Annotated in this window: 19 protein-coding genes and 1 tRNA gene; 14 read left to right on the forward strand and 6 right to left on the reverse strand. The window is 60.7% G+C overall.

All coding sequences use genetic code 11. The features are described from left to right. On the forward strand, window positions 1-234 hold a 234-nt coding region (locus tag ACP5E6_RS04525; RefSeq protein ID WP_427952246.1), incomplete at its 5' end, for a hypothetical protein. 437 nt (window positions 235-671) lie between these two features. Here the strand turns inward: ACP5E6_RS04525 and ACP5E6_RS04530 are convergent. Continuing rightward, a complete protein-coding gene (locus ACP5E6_RS04530; RefSeq protein ID WP_427952248.1) occupies window positions 672-1,397 on the reverse strand; it encodes an energy transducer TonB in 726 nt (241 codons plus the stop codon). Between the two features lie 222 nt (window positions 1,398-1,619). Next, window positions 1,620-2,486: an ATP-binding protein gene (locus ACP5E6_RS04535; RefSeq protein ID WP_427952250.1), complete on the reverse strand. Its 867-nt coding sequence runs from the start codon at window positions 2,484-2,486 to the stop codon at window positions 1,620-1,622. A gap of 90 nt (window positions 2,487-2,576) precedes the next feature. Here ACP5E6_RS04535 and yajC point away from each other — a divergent pair, with 90 nt between their 5' ends. After that, window positions 2,577-2,939: a preprotein translocase subunit YajC gene (gene yajC / locus ACP5E6_RS04540; protein ID WP_427952252.1), complete on the forward strand. Its 363-nt coding sequence runs from the start codon at window positions 2,577-2,579 to the stop codon at window positions 2,937-2,939. A gap of 40 nt (window positions 2,940-2,979) precedes the next feature. On the opposite strand, the gene ACP5E6_RS04545 is transcribed toward yajC, so the two are convergent. Beyond that, window positions 2,980-3,585, reverse strand: a complete 606-nt coding sequence (locus tag ACP5E6_RS04545; RefSeq protein ID WP_427952254.1) for a superoxide dismutase — start codon at window positions 3,583-3,585, stop codon at window positions 2,980-2,982. Window positions 3,586-3,721: 136 nt separating this feature from the next. Here ACP5E6_RS04545 and ACP5E6_RS04550 point away from each other — a divergent pair, with 136 nt between their 5' ends. The 5 genes from ACP5E6_RS04550 (at window position 3,722) to ACP5E6_RS04570 (ending at window position 8,486) form a co-directional block, all read left to right on the forward strand. Then, window positions 3,722-4,471 (forward strand): phytoene/squalene synthase family protein, encoded by a 750-nt coding sequence (locus ACP5E6_RS04550; RefSeq protein ID WP_427952256.1) that lies wholly within the window; start codon window positions 3,722-3,724, stop codon window positions 4,469-4,471. Window positions 4,472-4,478: 7 nt separating this feature from the next. Next, window positions 4,479-7,211 carry a DNA gyrase subunit A gene (gyrA, locus tag ACP5E6_RS04555; RefSeq protein ID WP_427952258.1) on the forward strand — a complete coding sequence of 911 codons (2,733 nt, stop codon included), beginning with the start codon at window positions 4,479-4,481 and terminating at the stop codon, window positions 7,209-7,211. Further along, entirely contained in the window at window positions 7,204-7,716 is a 513-nt protein-coding gene (gene coaD / locus ACP5E6_RS04560) for a pantetheine-phosphate adenylyltransferase (protein ID WP_427952260.1), read from the forward strand. The genes gyrA and coaD overlap by 8 nt, the downstream gene beginning before the upstream one ends. A 56-nt stretch (window positions 7,717-7,772) precedes the next feature. Then, complete coding sequence (locus ACP5E6_RS04565) at window positions 7,773-8,270, forward strand: peptidylprolyl isomerase (RefSeq protein ID WP_427952332.1); 498 nt, start codon at window positions 7,773-7,775, stop codon at window positions 8,268-8,270. A gap of 140 nt (window positions 8,271-8,410) precedes the next feature. Further along, a tRNA-Lys gene (locus tag ACP5E6_RS04570) sits at window positions 8,411-8,486 on the forward strand. A gap of 387 nt (window positions 8,487-8,873) precedes the next feature. On the opposite strand, the gene ACP5E6_RS04575 is transcribed toward ACP5E6_RS04570, so the two are convergent. Then, window positions 8,874-9,401 (reverse strand): DUF1045 domain-containing protein, encoded by a 528-nt coding sequence (locus ACP5E6_RS04575; RefSeq protein ID WP_427952262.1) that lies wholly within the window; start codon window positions 9,399-9,401, stop codon window positions 8,874-8,876. A 351-nt stretch (window positions 9,402-9,752) separates the two neighbouring features. Here ACP5E6_RS04575 and ACP5E6_RS04580 point away from each other — a divergent pair, with 351 nt between their 5' ends. From ACP5E6_RS04580 to ACP5E6_RS04590, 3 genes are all read left to right on the forward strand, one after another. After that, on the forward strand, window positions 9,753-9,950 hold the full coding sequence (locus tag ACP5E6_RS04580) for a hypothetical protein (RefSeq protein WP_427952264.1): 198 nt from the start codon (window positions 9,753-9,755) through the stop codon (window positions 9,948-9,950). A 143-nt stretch (window positions 9,951-10,093) separates the two neighbouring features. Continuing rightward, window positions 10,094-11,599, forward strand: a complete 1,506-nt coding sequence (locus ACP5E6_RS04585; RefSeq protein WP_427952266.1) for a glycosyltransferase family 39 protein — start codon at window positions 10,094-10,096, stop codon at window positions 11,597-11,599. Between the two features lie 120 nt (window positions 11,600-11,719). After that, complete coding sequence (locus tag ACP5E6_RS04590) at window positions 11,720-12,403, forward strand: Crp/Fnr family transcriptional regulator (RefSeq protein ID WP_427952268.1); 684 nt, start codon at window positions 11,720-11,722, stop codon at window positions 12,401-12,403. A gap of 92 nt (window positions 12,404-12,495) precedes the next feature. Here the strand turns inward: ACP5E6_RS04590 and ACP5E6_RS04595 are convergent, their stop codons facing one another. Together ACP5E6_RS04595 and ACP5E6_RS04600 are read right to left on the reverse strand one after the other, a co-directional pair. Then, window positions 12,496-12,786, reverse strand: coding sequence for a hypothetical protein (locus ACP5E6_RS04595; RefSeq protein ID WP_427952270.1), 291 nt, complete (start codon window positions 12,784-12,786; stop codon window positions 12,496-12,498). A 128-nt stretch (window positions 12,787-12,914) separates the two neighbouring features. Further along, window positions 12,915-13,328, reverse strand: coding sequence for a ferritin-like domain-containing protein (locus ACP5E6_RS04600; protein ID WP_427952272.1), 414 nt, complete (start codon window positions 13,326-13,328; stop codon window positions 12,915-12,917). 422 nt (window positions 13,329-13,750) lie between these two features. Between ACP5E6_RS04600 and ACP5E6_RS04605 the strand changes: the two genes are divergently transcribed. From ACP5E6_RS04605 to shc, 4 genes are all read left to right on the forward strand, one after another. Beyond that, window positions 13,751-13,918 (forward strand): hypothetical protein, encoded by a 168-nt coding sequence (locus tag ACP5E6_RS04605; RefSeq protein WP_427952274.1) that lies wholly within the window; start codon window positions 13,751-13,753, stop codon window positions 13,916-13,918. Continuing rightward, complete coding sequence (gene dcd, locus ACP5E6_RS04610) at window positions 13,909-14,463, forward strand: dCTP deaminase (protein WP_427952276.1); 555 nt, start codon at window positions 13,909-13,911, stop codon at window positions 14,461-14,463. The genes ACP5E6_RS04605 and dcd overlap by 10 nt, the downstream gene beginning before the upstream one ends. A 14-nt stretch (window positions 14,464-14,477) precedes the next feature. Continuing rightward, window positions 14,478-15,734, forward strand: coding sequence for a UDP-N-acetylglucosamine 1-carboxyvinyltransferase (gene murA, locus ACP5E6_RS04615; protein ID WP_427952278.1), 1,257 nt, complete (start codon window positions 14,478-14,480; stop codon window positions 15,732-15,734). 313 nt (window positions 15,735-16,047) lie between these two features. Further along, the gene (gene shc / locus ACP5E6_RS04620) at window positions 16,048-17,991 is read left to right on the forward strand and encodes a squalene--hopene cyclase (protein ID WP_427952280.1); all 1,944 of its coding nucleotides are present in this window, start codon (window positions 16,048-16,050) and stop codon (window positions 17,989-17,991) included. Window positions 17,992-18,027 lie beyond the last annotated feature (36 nt).

Below are 18,027 nucleotides of genomic sequence, written 5' to 3' on the forward strand. Positions count from 1 at the left end.
CCCGGAATGATCGGTCCGCCGCCGGTGGCGGGCATGACGGGCACGATCACCGGTGCCGGAGCGCTTTGCGCCCATACTCGCGCTGAAAACACCATGCCACTCGCCACCGAGCAGGCAGTGAGGAGCAAAATTCGCTTACGCGTCGATCCGATTTGCATAGACAACTCCCAAGGCTCCTCAGAGCAAATGAAACCGATCCCTGTGCGGCATCATGCCGCGATGCACAAAATGTGACCGCCACCCGTTAGGTGAACGGTGTATTACAGACCTGTGTATGTCGCATATCGGCGTTTTCGCTGCCAAGGGTGTTTTTGCCACAGTGGTTAAATTTCAGTGTTTCAAAATAGGAGGCGCGTTCGACATTGCCGGATTTTCTAATGAAACCGCCGCTTTCTGTCGTATGGATCGGAATCTTGCTAACATTAATGCGGTCAAGGGCAACAACGTGATTTATTGTTACTAAACTGTTAAATCACGAAAATTATCACGAAAGCGTGATAACGGCAGCGGGTTTTGTCCCATCGCGCGGCCCTGCCAGATACTGAATTAAATTGCCCGATACGGCAAGGTTTCATGACGCAAAAAGCATCAGATGCTCACATTATAAGCGGGTGTCGAATCGGCAAAAAAAACCCCGCCGGATGGCGGGGCGTTTCGGCGTGGCAGGTCGATTACTCCGCGCCATACGGCAGAATTTCGATCGGCAGGGCGAACACCTTGTTCACGGCGCCGGGAAATCCTGGAAAATGCATGCGCTGCACCGCTTGCAGCGCCGCTTTGTCGATCAGCGGGTTGCCGCTGCTCTTGTAGATACTGGCTGAGACAAGCGTACCCGCCGGAGTCAGGGTGAATTCGATATAGGCGGTGCCCTGCAACTTCAGCATCCGCATCGCCCGGCTGACATGGACGAGCCGTTCGATCGGCGCGCGTAACCCGGCGGCGTAATTTTGGAAATTATACGCCGGCGCCGGCGGCGGGGCCGGCGGCGGCGGTGGTTTTTTCAGCGGCGGTGGCGGCTTCACATGATGGATCACGACATGCTTGACCGGCACCGGGATTTTGGTGGGCCGCGGCGAGACGTGCTGAATGATCGGGTGAACGATCGGTTTCGGCACCGGCACCGGAACCGGAGGTGGTGGAATAGGCAGTGGCGGTGGCGGTTTCGGCCGCGGCAAGGTGACCATGTGAACATAGGTGGTCGGCACCACCGGCTTCTTGACGTGCGGCATATGCAGAGCCGCATAGAAAATGCCGCCGAACACCACCGCCATGACCGCGATGCTGATCAGGCCCGCACGGGGCAGGCCGAGTTCATCGGGTTCCCAGGGCGGCAGGCCGCCATTAACGGTTGCACCATCCAGCATCAGCAGACACTCCAGCCACGTTGTCGGTTGCACAGGGGCCGCATTATGCGTGCCGTAACCTACTCATCGAACGTCTGTAATCCGTTTGCCACAGGGCCTGTCAAGCAATGCTTGTGCCGCAGCCGCGCCGATCTCCCGCGTCAAACGCAGGCTTGCCGTGTTCGCAGCGGGTGGATTGCGCGCATCGCGGTTCCATCATGTCGAGACTTGCTTTGCACGGCATGGATGCGCAATTTTTGCAAAAGATAATTTTTTTTATGATTCAGTGTTGGTGATCATCCGGCCCAGTCGCCCGGCGAGATCGTTGATGAACTGCCAGGCCACCCGCCCCGATCGCGCGCCGCGCGTGACCGACCATTCGATGGCTTGCGCATGGAGTGTCGTCTGGTCGATGTTCAGGCCGAAATGCGCGGCATACGCCTCGATCATCGTGAAAAAAACGGTCTGGTCGCAATTATGAAACCCAATCCAGATGCCGAACCGATCCGAGAGCGAGACTTTTTCCTCGGTCGCCTCGGAGGGGTTGATGGCGGTGCTACGCTCGTTCTCGATCATGTCGCGCGGCATCAGGTGCCGCCGGTTCGACGTGGCATAGAACAACACATTATCAGGCCGCCCCTTGATCCCGCCGTCGAGCACCGATTTCAGCGCCTTATAATCCGCATCCTCGCGTTCGAAGGACAGATCGTCGCACAACACGAGGCTTCGGCGCGATTGGGGCCGAACCAAATCGAGCAGGTCGGGTAAGGTGGCAATGTCTTCGCGGTGAATTTCGATCAGCGCCAGACTGTGCGGCAATGCCGCGTTGGCCGCCGCGTGCGCCGCCTTGACCAGGGAGGATTTGCCCATGCCGCGCGCCCCCCAGAGCATGGCGTTGTTCGCCGGCAGTCCGCGCGCGAAGCGCAGCGTGTTGTCCAGCAGGATCTGCTTCTGCCGCTCGACGCCCTGAAGCAGATCGATCCCGACGCGAGAAACGCGCCCGACCGGTTCAAGCGCCCGGCGTGCCGGTTGCCAGACGAACGCATCATGCCCCTCGAGCGACGCCGGCTCAGGCGGTTCGGGGGCGATCCGCTCAAGGGCGGCGGCGATGCGGGCCAGCAGATCGATCGCGGTTTGGTCCATTGCAACTCCTGACTTGACGCGGCGGGTCGGCAAACTATGGTCCCGCGCGACCAACGACAACCACCGCCGCTTCACATCAGGGTATCATTCATGTTCATCGCCACCGCCTACGCCGCCGACGCTCCCGCCGCTTCGAGCAGCATGTCGGCCATTTTCAGCTTCGCGCCGCTGGTACTGATCGTCATCGTTTTCTATTTCATCCTGATCCGCCCGCAGCAGCAGCAGGCGAAGGCGCTGAAGTTGAAGCTGTCCGCAATCCGCCGGGGCGACAAAGTCGTGACCGGCGGCGGGTTCATCGGTCAGGTCGCCAAAGCGGTCGATGGCGCCGAGGAAATCGAGGTCGATATCGCGCCCAACGTGCGGGTGACGGTGTTGCGCAGCACGATCAGCACGGTTTTGAGCGAGACCAAGCCGGATACGAAGATCGCCGAGGTCAAGAAGGCGGCGAAGTAAGGAAGCGCTTCCTTCAAAAGAAACCGCTTCCTTAAGGGTCTTACGCCATGAGATGTTCAGCGTAGGCGTAATGCGCGAGTTTATCGAGCCAGTTGGAGACGTAATCGGGGCGGCGGTTGCGGAAATCGAGGTAGTAGGAATGTTCCCACACATCGATGCCGAGCAGCGCCGTCCCCTCCTTGGTGGCGAGCGGGTTGGAACCGTTCGGCGTTTTCGTGACCGCGAGTTTCCCCGCAGGCGTCAGGATCAGCCACGCCCAGCCCGAGCCGAATTGGGTGGTCGCGGCGGTTTTGAACGCGTCCTTGAACTGGGCGACCGAGCCGAAATCCTCGATCAGCTTGGCTTCGAGCTTCGCGGGGATTTTGCCGCCATCGGTGGGGGACATCGCCGGCCAGAAGAGTGTATGGTTCCAATGCTGGCCAGCATTATTGAACACCGGCGCCATGTCTGCCTTGCCGTGCGTGTGGTGAATGATCTCCTCAAGGGTCTTGCCCTGAAGATCGGCGGATTTCTCGACGAAACCGTTCAACGCCGTCACATAGGCCTGATGATGCTTGTCGTGATGCAGCTCCATGGTTTCCTGGCACATGCCGTGGCCGGCAAGGGCGCTGTAGGGATAGGGTAATGCGGGGAGTTCGAATGCCATTGCGGCACCTCCGATCCTGTTTGGGATTCTGTCAGCGTTCCGGCGCGCGAACCGCTCCGGCCGCATTCACTTTAGCTATGGTTCATGGGGGGCTGCGTCAAGCTTCGATCGGTGCAGACAATGATGGCCTCGCGCAATGAACGACCGCGACCTTGCCGATCTGGTTCGCCGTGCCGACCCCGATCGGTTCATAGGTGCCATTTTTGCCCCAGCCGAAGCGCGACGCCGGTTGCTCGCGCTCTACGCCTTCAATCACGAACTCGCCCGGGCGCGCGAAGTCGCCAGTACGCCGCCGCTGGCGCTGATCCGGCTGCACTGGTGGCGCGAGGTGGTGGAAGGCGCCGCGCGGGATCATCCGGTGGCCAATCTGCTGCCCGAACTGCGGGCGCGTGACGGGATCGTGCAACGTGACCTGGTTGCATTGATCGACGCGCGGGAGGCGGAGTGTGAGCCGATCGCCGATCGGGCTGCGTTTCTTGCCTATGCGCGCGGAACCGCGGGCCGGCTGATGGCTGTGGCCGGACGGATCCTGGGGGTACAGGACCAGATCGCGCTTGCGTCCCTCGAGGATCTCGGGACCGGCTACGCCATTGCCTCGATTTTGCGCGCCTCCGATTCACTGCGGGCCACGGGCCGCGATCTGTTGCCCAGCGATGGCACCCCCAGGCGGGCACTGATCGAACACGCTCAGGATTTGTTGGCGCGCGATCCGCCACGCGCCGCCCTGGCCGCAACATTGCCGTCGGTTCTGGCGCGGCGCGATCTGGCGCGGTTGCGGCGGGGGGAAAGTTATCATCCGCGCGGTTTGGGCGATCGGATCGCGGTGATCGCTGCCGGACTGCGCGCCATGGGTGGCTCTCGCCCGCTCTCACGACAAATGATATGACACGGATATGACCGATCAATCTGAAACCACCGAGGGCCCACGCGGCCTGATGCCCGTAAACATCGAGCAGGAGATGCGCCGCTCCTACCTCGATTATGCCATGTCGGTGATTGTTTCGCGCGCGTTGCCGGACGCACGAGACGGGTTGAAACCCGTCCATCGCCGCATTCTTTATGCCATGGCCGAATCGGGCAACACGCCCGACAAGCCCTATCGCAAATCCGCCCGAATGGTCGGTGAGGTCATGGGCAAATACCATCCTCATGGCGACTCAGCGATCTATGACGCCGCCGTGCGGATGGCGCAGGGGTTTTCGATGCGTGTTCCCCTGATCGACGGTCAGGGCAATTTTGGTTCCGTCGATGGCGATCCGCCGGCGGCGATGCGCTACACTGAGGCTCGTCTGGCCGATGCCGCAATGGCCCTTCTGACCGACATTGATCGTGATACGGTCGATTTCCAGCCAACCTATGACGAATCAGACACCGAACCCCGCGTATTGCCGGCATCCTATCCCAATCTTTTGGTCAATGGCGCCAACGGCATCGCAGTCGGCATGGCCACTAATATTCCGCCGCACAACCCGACCGAGATCATCGATGCCACGCTGCATCTGCTCGAACACCCCGAGGCGACCCTCGATGACCTGATGAAAATTGTTCCCGGGCCGGATTTTCCGACCGGGGCGATGATCCTCGGGCGATCGGGCATTCGCAATGCGTTCGAAACCGGGCGCGGTTCGATCGTGGTGCGGGCGCGGGCCGCGATCGAGGAGATCCGCAAGGACCGTCTCGCTATCGTGGTCAGCGAATTGCCGTATCAGGTGAACAAGGCGACGCTGCTCGAACGCATCGCCGATCTGGTCCGCAACAAGGAAATCGAAGGCATTTCCGACCTGCGCGACGAGAGCGACCGCGATGGCATGCGCATGGTGGTCGAGCTCAAGCGTGACGCCACCCCCGAGGTCGTGCTGAACCAGCTTTACCGCTTCACCCAGTTGCAGACCGGGTTCGCGATCAACATGCTAGCACTGGATTCCGGCAGGCCGCGTCAGCTTGGGCTGCGCGATGCGCTCGACTGCTTCATCGCCTTTCGCGAGGACGTGATTCTCCGCCGCGCGAGGTTCGACTTGAACAAGGCGCGCGACCGGGCGCATCTTTTGGTCGGTCTCGGCATCGCTGTTGCCAATATCGATGCGGTGATCGCCCTGATCCGTGCTGCCCCCGACGCCGCGGCGGCGCGCGTGGGCCTGATGGCGCGGGACTGGCCAGCCGGGGACGTGCTGCCGCTGCTTGCGCTGATCGACGATCACGGCAATCAGGTGACCGATTCCGGGACCGTGCGTCTCACCGAGGCGCAGGCCCGCGGCATTCTGGAGTTGCGGCTGCAACGCCTGACCGGGCTGGAACGTGACAAGATCCAGGCCGAATTGCGCGAGGTCGGCGAAAAGATCGGCGAATTGCTCGCGATCATCGGCTCTCGGCCGCGCCGGCTTGAGGTGATGCGCGAGGAATTGGTTGCGGTGCGGGCGCGGATCGGGTCGCCCCGGCGAACCAGCATCGAGGACAGTGTTGCCGATCAGGACGATGAGAGCCTGATCGAGCCCGGCCAGATGGTCGTGACCATGACACGCGACGGGTTCATCAAGCGCACGCCGCTTGAATCATTTCGGGCGCAGAATCGCGGCGGGCGGGGCAGGGCGGCGGCTTCGATGCGCGGGGATGATGTGATCACCCGCAGTTTTAATGCCCATACCCATCAGTTCGTGCTGTTCTTCAGCCAGGGCGGCAAGGTGTTCCGCGAGAAGGTCTGGCGTCTGCCGGAATCCGCCCCTGCGGCCAAGGGCCGCGCGATCGTCAATATCCTGCCCGAACTCAACGGCGATGCCGTGACCACAGTGCTGCCGTTGCCGCAGGATGAGAGCTTGTGGAACGATCTTCACCTGGTGTTTGCCACCGCTTCGGGAAATGTGCGGCGTAACCGGCTGGCGGATTTCCGGAACGTTCGCTCGACCGGATTGATTGCGATGAAACTGGATGAAGGCGATCACCTGGTCGGGGTCGCCACCTGCCGCGAGGGTGACGACGTGTTTTTGGCCACCCGTCTCGCGCGCTGCATCAGGTTCCAGATCACCGATGACACGCTACGGGTGTTTGCCGGGCGGGATTCCAACGGTGTGCGCGGCATCCGGCTGGGTAAGGACGACGAGGTCATCTCGCTCTCGGTGCTCCGCCATGTCGAGGCGACGGTGGAAGAACGCGCCGCCTATCTCAAACTGGCCGCCGCCCAGCGCCGGAACGGGGGCGAGGAGGAGATTGAAACGGTCGAGAGTGACGAGGTCGCGGCGGATATCACGCTGAGCGCCGAACGCGCGGGCCAACTCGCTGAGCAGGAGGATATGTTGCTGACGGTTACCACGGGTGGTTTTGGCAAACGCTCATCGGCCTATGAATACCGCGTTACCGGCAGGGGCGGGCAGGGGATCACAAATATCGCGCTCGCCGCCCGCAATGGCCGCGCCGTCGTTGCGAGTTTCCCGGTGCGCGCCGGCGACGACATCATGCTCGTCACCGACCAGGGCAAACTGATCCGGGCGCCAGTCGATCAGGTTCGGATTACCGGGCGCCAGGCCATGGGAGTCACGCTGGTGCGGGTTGAGAAGGATGAACAGGTCACCAGCGTGTTTCCCGTGATCGACAACGGCGAGGACGCCGCCACGGAGATCGAAGCCGGTGTCTGAGCGGGGGCTGACCGGACTGTATCCTGGCACATTCGACCCGATCACCAACGGTCATATTGACATCATAACGCGGGCTGCCGCGCTGTGCGCGCGGCTTGTGGTCGGAGTGGCGCGCAACGCTGGCAAGGGACCGCTATTTCCGAGCGATGAACGGGTAGAGTTGGTCCGTTCGGAGATCGAGCCGATTGCGACGCGCACCGGTACCGTCATCGAGGTCCGGCCATTTGATTCGCTGCTGATCGGGTTTGCTAATGAAATTGGCGCGCATGTGATCGTCCGTGGGTTGCGTGCAGTCTCCGATTTCGACTACGAATTCCAGATGGCCGGTATGAACGCCCGTCTCGACCCGAAAATCGAGACAATCTTCCTGATGGCAGGCGAGCGCCAGCAATTCATCTCCTCGCGATTTGTCAAGGAAATTGCTCAGCTGGGCGGCGACATATCGAGTTTCGTCCCGAAACTGACTTTGGAGAGAACCCTGCGAAGGGTTGGCAGAACACCATGATCACACGACGCACAATCCTCGCCGCCGCGGCGGCTTCCCCCCTCGCTGGAGTTCTCATGTCCGATACCGCAATCGCCGCCACGGCCGATCTGGCCAACACGATCTATCTCACGCTGCCCTTCGGCAAAGTGACCATCATGCTCCGCCCGGATCTTGCACCGAAAACCTGCGCGCAGATCAAAACCCTGACCGGGCGCGGGTTTTACAATGGCTGCGAGTTTTTCCGCGTCATTGCCGGTTTCATGGCGCAGACCGGTGACCCGACCAACACCGGTACCGGCGGAAGCGATCTTCCGAACGTGCCCGCCGAATTCACGACCAAGGCGAGTTTCCTAACGGGCGCGCTCGGCATGGCCCGCGCCAACGACCCCAATAGCGGCAACAGCCAGTTCTTCATCTGCTTCGCCCCCGCAACCTTCCTCGATGACAAATACACTTTGTTCGGCCAGGTGACCGAGGGGATGGAATTCGTTGATCAGATCAAAAAGGGCCAGGGCCAAAGCGGCCGCGTGACCGACCCGACCAAGATCATCAAGATGGAACTCGCGGCTTAATCTGATTTGAAAATCGTAAAGCCCCGCGGGTTTCATGGCCGCCTTGCATGGATAAAGCGTGCAAGGCGGCGGCCGGTGCACAGGCCGGGGTTGACGAACGGCCCGCGATCTAGTCATAGCGGGGCATCCTGTTTTGGTGAGAGCCTGTAGCTCAGCTGGTAGAGCACGAGACTTTTAATCTTGGGGTCGAGGGTTCGATTCCCTCCGGGCTCACCAAAATTTCCCAGGGGTTAGACGGGCTTTGGTCCGGTTCGGTTTTACGTGTTCTGTCCGGTGTTCCATGGGCCTTGTATTGCGGAAAGAGGCTTTTGTAGCACTATAGCTGACTTCGCCCGAAACTTCGTGTTGTTCCCTTGAAGCTTCGGCAGGCTGCAGCACTCATTTGAAGCGCGGTGATCGCCCCGATTTCGTTCGCTGTGACCCCACGTTCGGCCAGCGGTGACGCCTCCGTCTTATCGCTTGCCGAATTAGGCTGAAATTTATGGACAAGCAGACTTCACTAAGACCGTTCAAAGCCCGTGGTGGCGTGGAGCAGCTAAATCCCACCATGTTCAGCCGTTTCCGACCGTTCTCGCTCAGGAAATGTCCTTGAAGCGGTTGCCGTCAGCTGCCGAAATCGAGCCGCGTCACAAGGTCGAACGCAGCCCCCGGCGTAGGTTCGAGGTAGATCGCCACGCCGGTGATCGACCGTGACATTGCCAGAGACGCAGCGAAGTGCGCCCGTGCTGCCGCATCCAGCCGGTCCGGGTCCGCGATTCTCTGGCTCAGCGTCATGTGAAACCGCCAACGGTCGAGCACGTAGGGGTATCCATACTGTGCCAGATAAGCTCGTCCGATCGCGTCGAGTCCCTCTTGCCGTTTCGTCACACGTTCCGCCGATTCCCTGACCCGATGATGATCGAGCCGGACCACGCATTCGTCGGCGAGCCGACGCAGGGCAGGTGATGGTTCGGCCTCGACGATAGCGAGAAATCCATCGATCCTTGAGACCCTGAGAGCAGGAGCGACAAAGCTGCGCATCATCCGCACCAGCGTTCGCGTGTCATCGATCAATCGATCCAGACCATGCGCCAACGCCATCGGTGGTTTTAGAGTGGCATGAAAGCCGTAGCGCCGGGGCGCAGCCGTCATGGCGTCAATATTCGGCTCATTGGGTTGGTCATGAATCACGCCGGTCTCAGGATCGCGCCCCAGCCATGTGTTGCCTGCGTGCCAAAGCGGATCGTCAGACTTCGGAGCATAATAAATGGCGGCGCGCATCGATTGAGGCTTTCAGTGCGTTTTCATCGCCCCGTCTAACTCACATCGGATCCGTCTTACTACACAGCGGTGGTAAGCGCCGTCTCGGATTTTTATGTTACGACAGTTGCGTCGCGCGCAATCCTGATCGGATGTACTGCGGCGGTTGCCACGCCGACTATGCCCGCGTTCCGCCACGATTGCGGCGCTTACGATTGCACGTAACCCAGTGGATACATTGCCATGCATCACCGCTCGCTGTTCGATCTTGCCGTCGCCGCTGTCGGGTTCACCCCTGCAATGTCCCGCGGCGCGATCGCGATCACTCGACAGTCGCCGCTCATGGTCGAACCGGCGCTGTCCGATCGCGATGATGATTGGCTCCATGACCATTGGATTGCGATGCCGGAGGCCCAATTTGGCGATGAGGCGGTCTCCTGAGTTGATTTCAGCCTGTTCGATGTGGCGACGTCGTGATCTGGTTACAATTTGATGGTGAAGCTGCTGCAATGATCAATCCACCCATCGCATCGAGGGCCGCATCGCCACCACACCGCCTGGCGCGGATCGGTGCGACAGTGGGAATGGTATCGATTCTCGTGATCGCTCTGATCGCGCGAGTTTATGCGCTGGGGGCCAAGCCGTTCTGGCTCGATGAGGTATTCACGGTCGATCGCTCGGCGCGACCGATTCCCGGCGTCATCGCCAACGCACTGCGCCACCACCACATACCGAGCTTCTTCCTGCTCGAACACGCCGTAATCGCGCTGGGTGTCGGTGACGGGACATTCGCGCTGCGCCTGGTTCCCGCTGTGGCGGGAGCGCTTTCCGCCGTCCTGGTGTTTGCCATCGCCTGGAGCATGGGTGGCCGCGCCGCCGCCTGGCTGGCTGGATTGCTGATGGCGTTGGCTCCGCTTCAGGTCGGGTTCGGGCAGGAAGCGCGTTCTTATACCATGATGATGGCATTCATTCTGTTGGCGTTATGGGGTTTGATTGGTCTGACCCAGCATCCTGAGACTGCGGCTCGTCGTCTGACCGATCCACGGGCGCCGCGAGCGTCCTGGCTGTTCTATGGCGTTGGTACGCTTGGAGCGCTCTGGACATTGGGCGATGCGATCCCCTGGCTAATCGCTGCGACCGTGGCAATGACGCTGGCAATTCTGCCGCGTGTCGCGGCGAAGGGGCGGCTTCTGGCGAACTGGAGTATTGTTCAACTCGCGATCATCGCGGCGGCCGCGCCCGGTTACATCGCAATGCTACGAGCGGTGCATGATCACGTCATGCGCAGTTTTGGCTGGATACCTCCGTTAACGTTGCGCGCCGGCTGGGCTGATGCAGCGAGCCTGTACGGTTTGCGCGACGCGACCATGGTGACCATGCGCTTGTTGCCGACGCATTTTGCCGCGATCGCTGCGATCGTCGTCGTGCTCGCGGGATTCGGAGCCTGGCATCTGCGTCGCCAGCCGGCGCCACTGATCACTCTGGTGGTGGCCTTTCTCGGCTTGCCGGTCACGCTGGCACTGGTGTCGTTGATCCATCCGGTATTGCTGCCACGCTATCTGTTGTGGAGTGCCGCGCCGTTCTTCATCCTCGCCGGCTTTGGAGTGGAGGCGGTCAATCGGCGGTTCCAGGCACCGGTTCTGGCGCTTGCGGCCCTGCTCCTGATGCTCAACCTGTTGCCCTACTATCGCGCCGAAACCAAGCCCCGCTGGGATGAGGCGGCCGCGATCCTTGATGGCAGGATGGCCCCCGGCGATGTCATTCTGGTAAGCGACGGCGCCGCTCCGGCCATGCTCGCTTTCGAGCGGCAGACCCGCAATCTGGATCGGGTTCCGTGGCAAACCACGACGCATGTGCGGCGTGCTGGCAAGGTTCTGGCGGGTGGCCACAAGGTATTCGCGGTGTATGGACCGGCAGGTCAAGGCAAAGCGCCGAACCAAGCCGATTTCTTCGCCAAAGTCGCCGCGCTGGGCGGCACCTCGGCGCCGATCATGGCCGGTTCAGAAATCATGATCGAACAGATCGATCCTGGTTCCCCAGGCGTTATCGCCTGCTCGGATGACGCGGGTGATCCAGGAGCCTGCCCATAGAGCCAGTGATTTTGCACGCGGTATCGGTTCTCTCATGTCGCCGCCACGGTTGCCTGGCCGCGGTGGCTTCGTTACTGTTCAGCTATGATCGTTTGTGCTCGTTCGATGACGTCCTGACCGATGATTCGCGATGGCCGACAGTTACTGGCGCGGATACCTCTTTTCGCCCCCTTTTCGCCGGCTGATCTGGATGCGTTGTTCAGCTGTGCATATGAGCGGTCGATGCGTGCTGGCGAGACGCTGTTTCAGCGCGGTGATCCTGGCGTATCGATGATGGCAATTCTGGCCGGAGAAGTGCGCATTGTTCTCCCCAACGAGGATGGTCAGGATCAGGTCCTGAATGTACTGACACAGGGCGCTGTGTTCGGCGAGATAGCCTTGTTCGACGGCAAGCCCCGCAGTGCCGACGCCGTGGCAGTCACCAACGGTCGGCTGCTGGTCATCGAGCGGGCGGCCACAATGCGATTGATGGAACGGGATCCAGGATTTGCCCATCGCGTTGTCGAGATCATCTGCGCCCGCCTCCGAGCAACAATCGCGCAACTCGACTCAATGGTATTTCAGGATGTCGCACAGCGGCTGGCAACATTTTTGCTGCAACATTGCGATGATCGCGGCATTAGCCGGATCGATATTACCCAAAGCGCGCTTGGGCGGGTCGTGGGGTCGGCGCGTGAAACGGTCAACCGGCGCCTTCGTGAGTTGGAGACCCAAGGCCTGATCGCATTGTCACCAGGGCGTATCACAATCATTGACAGAGCTCGCCTTGCCGCCTTGGTTCCAATGACGTCGCCGACCGCCTGATGTGGCGGCGGTCGTTTATTCCCGACCGTCAGTCGGTGGCGCGTCAGACAAAATGCCTACCGCCTGTCCATCGTGATGATCGTGGGTTCCGGTCAGGCGACAGTGCCGGTTGCCAGATGCAGGTTCAACGCCAGAGCGCTCTGATGCAGAAACAGCGGCAAGCCATGAACGACCAGAGGATAGATCGCAAGACCGAATCCGCCGATCATCAGCAGCGAGACCATGAACGGCAATGCGGCGAGAAGGCCGGACGCGATGCCGCGCCATCTGACACCGCGCTCCGGTGCGGGGCACTTGGCGCGGCCGACCTCACCGCCCGAAATAGGCGGGACCGGTGTCGCCTGCGGCGTTGGGATGAAAATATGGCGATATTGGCTATACATATCGGATGTCCCTTCATGACCAAAGTGAAAGTGTCGTCGTTATGACATCCATAGCAATTTTATTCCGACAGTGATGTGATCGTTGTCACATCGCGCCCCTCGTTGCGTAAACCCGCTCCACGACCGCTCTATGACGTCAGCAGATCCTGCATATCGGTTGCGTGATCTTCCTCATCCTGCAGAATAGTCTCCAGCATCGCGGTGGTCAGCGGATCGCTCATTCTAAAGTGATTGATCAAATCGTTGTAATATTCCACGACCGATCGCTCCGCCGCGAGATTTTCCGCAATCATATCATCGAAATCAAGGCTGCTGACATGCTCCACCGCCAGAGGCGACATCAGCCCATGCGGCCGAAAATTCGGTGTGCCGCCGAGTTGCTCGATCCGCTCGGCGACCATGCGGGTATGCCGCCGCTCGTCATTAGCCTGTTCCTGGAACTCGAACCCAACCCGCTCATCGCGCAGTCCCCGATCCGAAACGGACATCATGGTATAGCGCCAGACGCAGACGATTTCGATGGTGAGTGCGGTCTGCAGCATTTCAATCGCCGCATCATCCGCACAAACATCTGCCCCTCGGCCCAGGTAAGCCTGCGTACCAGAGCGCAACGAGACGACATCCTGAAGGAAAAAATTATCTGCGGCATGCAACGCTTCAGCCATGACGGGAGACTTTCAAACCAAATCAAACGTGGGATGATGTGAGATATCGAGATATAATCTTTTCGCCGCAATGAGCAACGGGACCTCGCGGTGAACCGTGGGTTTGATCATCCAAGCATGTGGCCGATGGCACGACGGTCTCTCAAGCGAGAGGTCAACGACGCCAAGGGGTTGCAGCGATTGCGCCCGTGTCGAGCTGGCGTCCGCTCACCGCCCAGGCAAATGTCAAATGCGAATCCCTGCCGGTGTCGGCTCGAGGCCTCTTGACGCCAGGGTAGCAAAGACGCTTTGTCCCGGCCATGAACGGACCAGCCGACAAACCAACCACCCATTCCAATACCCTGGCCGACGCGCGCAAACGGCGCGAAGCCGAGGCGTTGCGGGCCAATCTGGCGCGGCGTAAAATGCAGAGCCGCGAACGCGAACAATCAAAGAAAACCGCGTCGGAGCCAATTTCATGCCGGTGATGCCGGATCGGTGGATCCGCGAGCAGGCCCAAGCCCGTGCCATGATCGAACCGTTCGTCGAAACCCAGAAGCGCGATGGGGTGATTTCCTACGGCCTGTCGTCCTATGGCTACGATGCGCGCGTTTCCGATGATTTCAAGATTTTTACGAATGTCGATTCGGCGGTTGTCGATCCGAAAGATTTTGCGCCCTCCAGCTTTGTCGATCGAAAAGGGCCGGTCTGCATCATCCCGCCGAATTCTTTCGCGTTGGCGCATACCGTGGAATATTTTCGGATCCCCCGCGATATCCTTGTGATTTGTCTTGGGAAATCGACTTACGCACGCTGCGGTATCATCGTGAATGTCACGCCGCTGGAACCTGAATGGGAGGGGCAGGTAACGATCGAGATTTCCAACACCACGCCGCTGCCGGCCAAAATTTATGCCAACGAAGGCATCTGCCAGTTCCTATTTTTGCAGGGGGCCGGCCCATGCGATGTGAGTTACGCCGATAAATCCGGCAAATACATGCGTCAGACCGGCGTATCACTGCCGAAATTGTAAGGTTCTGAGGCGTCATGGATAGAATACGAATACGCGGCGGTAAGCCGCTCGAAGGCACGATCGAGATTTCGGGGGCCAAGAATGCGGCGCTGATCCTGATGACGGCTGGATTGCTGACCGATGAGCGCCTGGTATTGCGGAATGTCCCCGATCTCGCTGACGTCGGCACCATGAGCCAGTTGCTGGCGCAGCATGGCATCGCCGTGGAACCAACCGCCGCGCGCACGCTTTCGCTCGGCGGCGCCATTACCAACACCGAGGCACCCTACGACATCGTGCGCAAGATGCGTGCGTCCATTCTCGTGCTCGGGCCATTGCTTACCCGCACACGCGAGGCACGGGTTTCACTCCCCGGTGGCTGCGCAATCGGCACACGACCGGTCGACCTGCATCTCAAGGGGTTGGAGGCGATGGGGGCCGAAATCCGGCTCGATGGCGGCTATATCGACGCGACGGCGCCGCACGGGCTGCATGGTGCGACCATCACTTTCCCGTTCATCTCGGTCGGAGCGACGGAAAATCTGATGCTCGCGGCCAGTCTCGCCGATGGCGAGACCGTTTTGATCAACGCGGCGCGAGAACCCGAAATCAGCGATCTCGCGACGTGCCTGATCGCAATGGGGGCCTCGATTACCGGCATCGGCACGGATCGGCTGACGATCCTCGGCGTGAAATCACTGCACGGCGCCGAACACAGTATCATTCCCGACCGGATCGAAGCCGGAACCTATGCCTGCGCGGCGGCGATCACCGGCGGGGCGGTGCTGCTGCGGGGGGCGCGACCGGACGACCTGGGCGCCGTGCTCGCAACGCTGGGTCAAGCAGGGGTCGATATCACCACCACGTCCGAGGGTTTGCACGTCAGCCGACGCAACGGGTTGCACGGTACCGACGCAATGACTGAGCCTTTTCCTGGCTTTGCGACCGATATGCAGGCGCAATTCATGACGCTGATGGCGGTGGCCGAAGGGGCGTCGATGATCACTGAATCGATTTTCGAGAACCGGTTCATGCATGTGCCGGAGCTGAACCGGATGGGCGCGAGGATCAATGTCCACGGTTCATCGGCGATCGTCCGCGGCGTGCCTAGCCTGTCCGGCGCTCCGGTCATGGCCACTGATTTGCGCGCGTCCTTCTCGCTCGTTCTCGCCGGGCTTGCCGCGCGCGGCGAGACCATTGTCAACCGGGTCTATCACCTCGATCGCGGCTATGAGGCGGTCGAGCGCAAGCTTGCGGCGTGCGGCGCGGATATTGAGCGGCTGGCCGCCTAGAGCGATAAGCGATTAAGTTGACGCGGCAGCGGCAACATAATCGCATGAAATCGCTCGAAAAAACACTGAGCTAGAGCGTTACGCCGAAAGCATGACGCCCTAGCGCAACCGTCGATCTGGCTAAACCGCCCCGGTTCAGTCAGATCGACCATAAATTACGCCCGTTGCCTTAATCTCAGGGTATGGTTGCGCCGTACGCGGGGTTGCCGATCGCAATCATTGCGGATCGGACTGTTGTCAACATGCAACATGGGTGACAGGTTCAATCGCGACGCTATAGGCGAGATGTAACAAATCCGCCTATATGATTCCTATGCTGAGCAGTCTGCCATTCGATCTTCACGACCTCGATGAGTCTATCGCCCGCGCGCACGCCACGCTTGCGGCAGAACAGCGCGACGACGGACATTACGTCTTCGAACTTGAAGCCGACGCGACGATTCCGGCCGAGTATGTGTTGCTGGAACATTTTCTGGATCGGATCGATGCCGACCTGCAGGCGCGGATTGGCGTGTTCCTGCGCGCGATCCAGGGTAACTCACCGCAGAATCCCGGCGGTTGGCCGTTATTTCACGATGGGGCAATGGATCTGTCGGCCAGCGTCAAGGCCTATTTCGCCCTTAAAGCCATCGGCGATGATCCTGAGGCGCCACATATGCGCCGGGCGCGCGCGGCAATTCTGGCGCGCGGCGGGGCGGCGCGGACCAATGTGTTCACCCGGATTCAATTGGCGTTGTTCGGAGCCCTGCCATGGCATGCCTGTCCGGTCATGCCGGTCGAGATCATGCTGCTGCCAGACTGGTTCCCGATCACGATCTGGAAGATCAGCTACTGGTCGCGTACCGTGATTGCACCGCTTCTGGTGCTGATGACCGAACGGCCGGTAGCGCGCAATCCGCATAATGTCCGGATCGATGAATTGTTCGTCATACCCGCTGACCAGGTGCGCGATTATATCCGGGGACCTTATCGATCGCTCTGGGGTCACGCGTTCAAGGCGCTCGACAGCATGTTACGACCGCTGGAACGGTTTCTGCCCGGCCGACAGCGCGCGATTCAAGCCGCAATCGATTTCATCACACCGCGACTGAACGGTGAGGATGGATTGGGGGCGATTTACCCCGCGATGGCCAATACCGTGATGATGTATCACACCCTTGGCTACGCGCCCGATCACCCCGACTATGCAACCGCGTGGCGTGCGGTACGCAAACTGGTCACTGACGCCTCGGATCGATTCGCCGGAGCAAGCTACGTGCAGCCGTGCCTATCGCCGATCTGGGATACGTCGCTGGCGGCGCATGCGCTCGCTGAAGCGTCCGGCGCCGGTGATCCGGCGGTCGCCGCGGCGTGCGATTGGCTGATCCCGCGTCAGATCCTGGATGTGAAAGGTGACTGGGCACACCGCCAACCCGATGCCCCGCCGGGCGGCTGGGCATTCCAGTATAACAACGCGCATTATCCCGACGTCGATGACACCGCCGTGGTCGGGATGATTCTCGATCGCAATGGCGATCCCGCCCACCGTGCCGCCGTCGAGCGGGCGCGAATGTGGGTCCTTGGCATGCAGAGCAAGTCGGGCGGGTGGGGCGCGTTCGATTCGGATAACGAGTTTACCTATCTCAACCATATCCCGTTTGCCGATCACGGCGCTCTCCTCGATCCACCGACCGCCGATGTAACGGCACGCTGCGTGTCGTTCCTCGGTCAGTTGAACAACCCGGCCGATCGGGCGGCGATTGCGCGGGGCGTCGATTATCTGCGGCGCGACCAGGAGGCGGATGGTTCCTGGTTCGGCCGCTGGGGAACCAATTATATCTATGGCACTTGGTCGGTACTGTGTGCGCTGAACGCAGCCGGACTTGCGCATGACGATCCAACAATCAGCCGCGCGGCCGATTGGCTGATCGCAAAGCAGCGGGCTGACGGGGGCTGGGGCGAGGATTGCGAGAGCTATGCCGACGCGCCGCATGGCGAATATCACCAGAGCCTGCCATCGCAGACCGCCTGGGCGCTTCTCGGCCTGATGGCGGCAGGGCGGGCGGATCATCCGGCGGTGTTGCGGGGAATCGCCTGGTTACAATCGGTGCAGGAGGCGGATGGATCGTGGACCGAAGCGCCCTATAATGCGGTTGGATTTCCGCGGGTGTTCTATCTGCGCTACCACGGCTACCCGCGGTTTTTCCCCCTGCTCGCCATGGCACGGTTCCGCAATATCACGCTCGGCAATTCCGGCCGGGTCAGCTATGGCTTCTAACCACGGCTTGCCCTGTACGATGATGCCGTGGCAGTG

The sequence above is a fragment of the Acidiphilium sp. genome (assembly GCF_049977125.1).
Lineage (GTDB): Bacteria > Pseudomonadota > Alphaproteobacteria > Acetobacterales > Acetobacteraceae > Acidiphilium.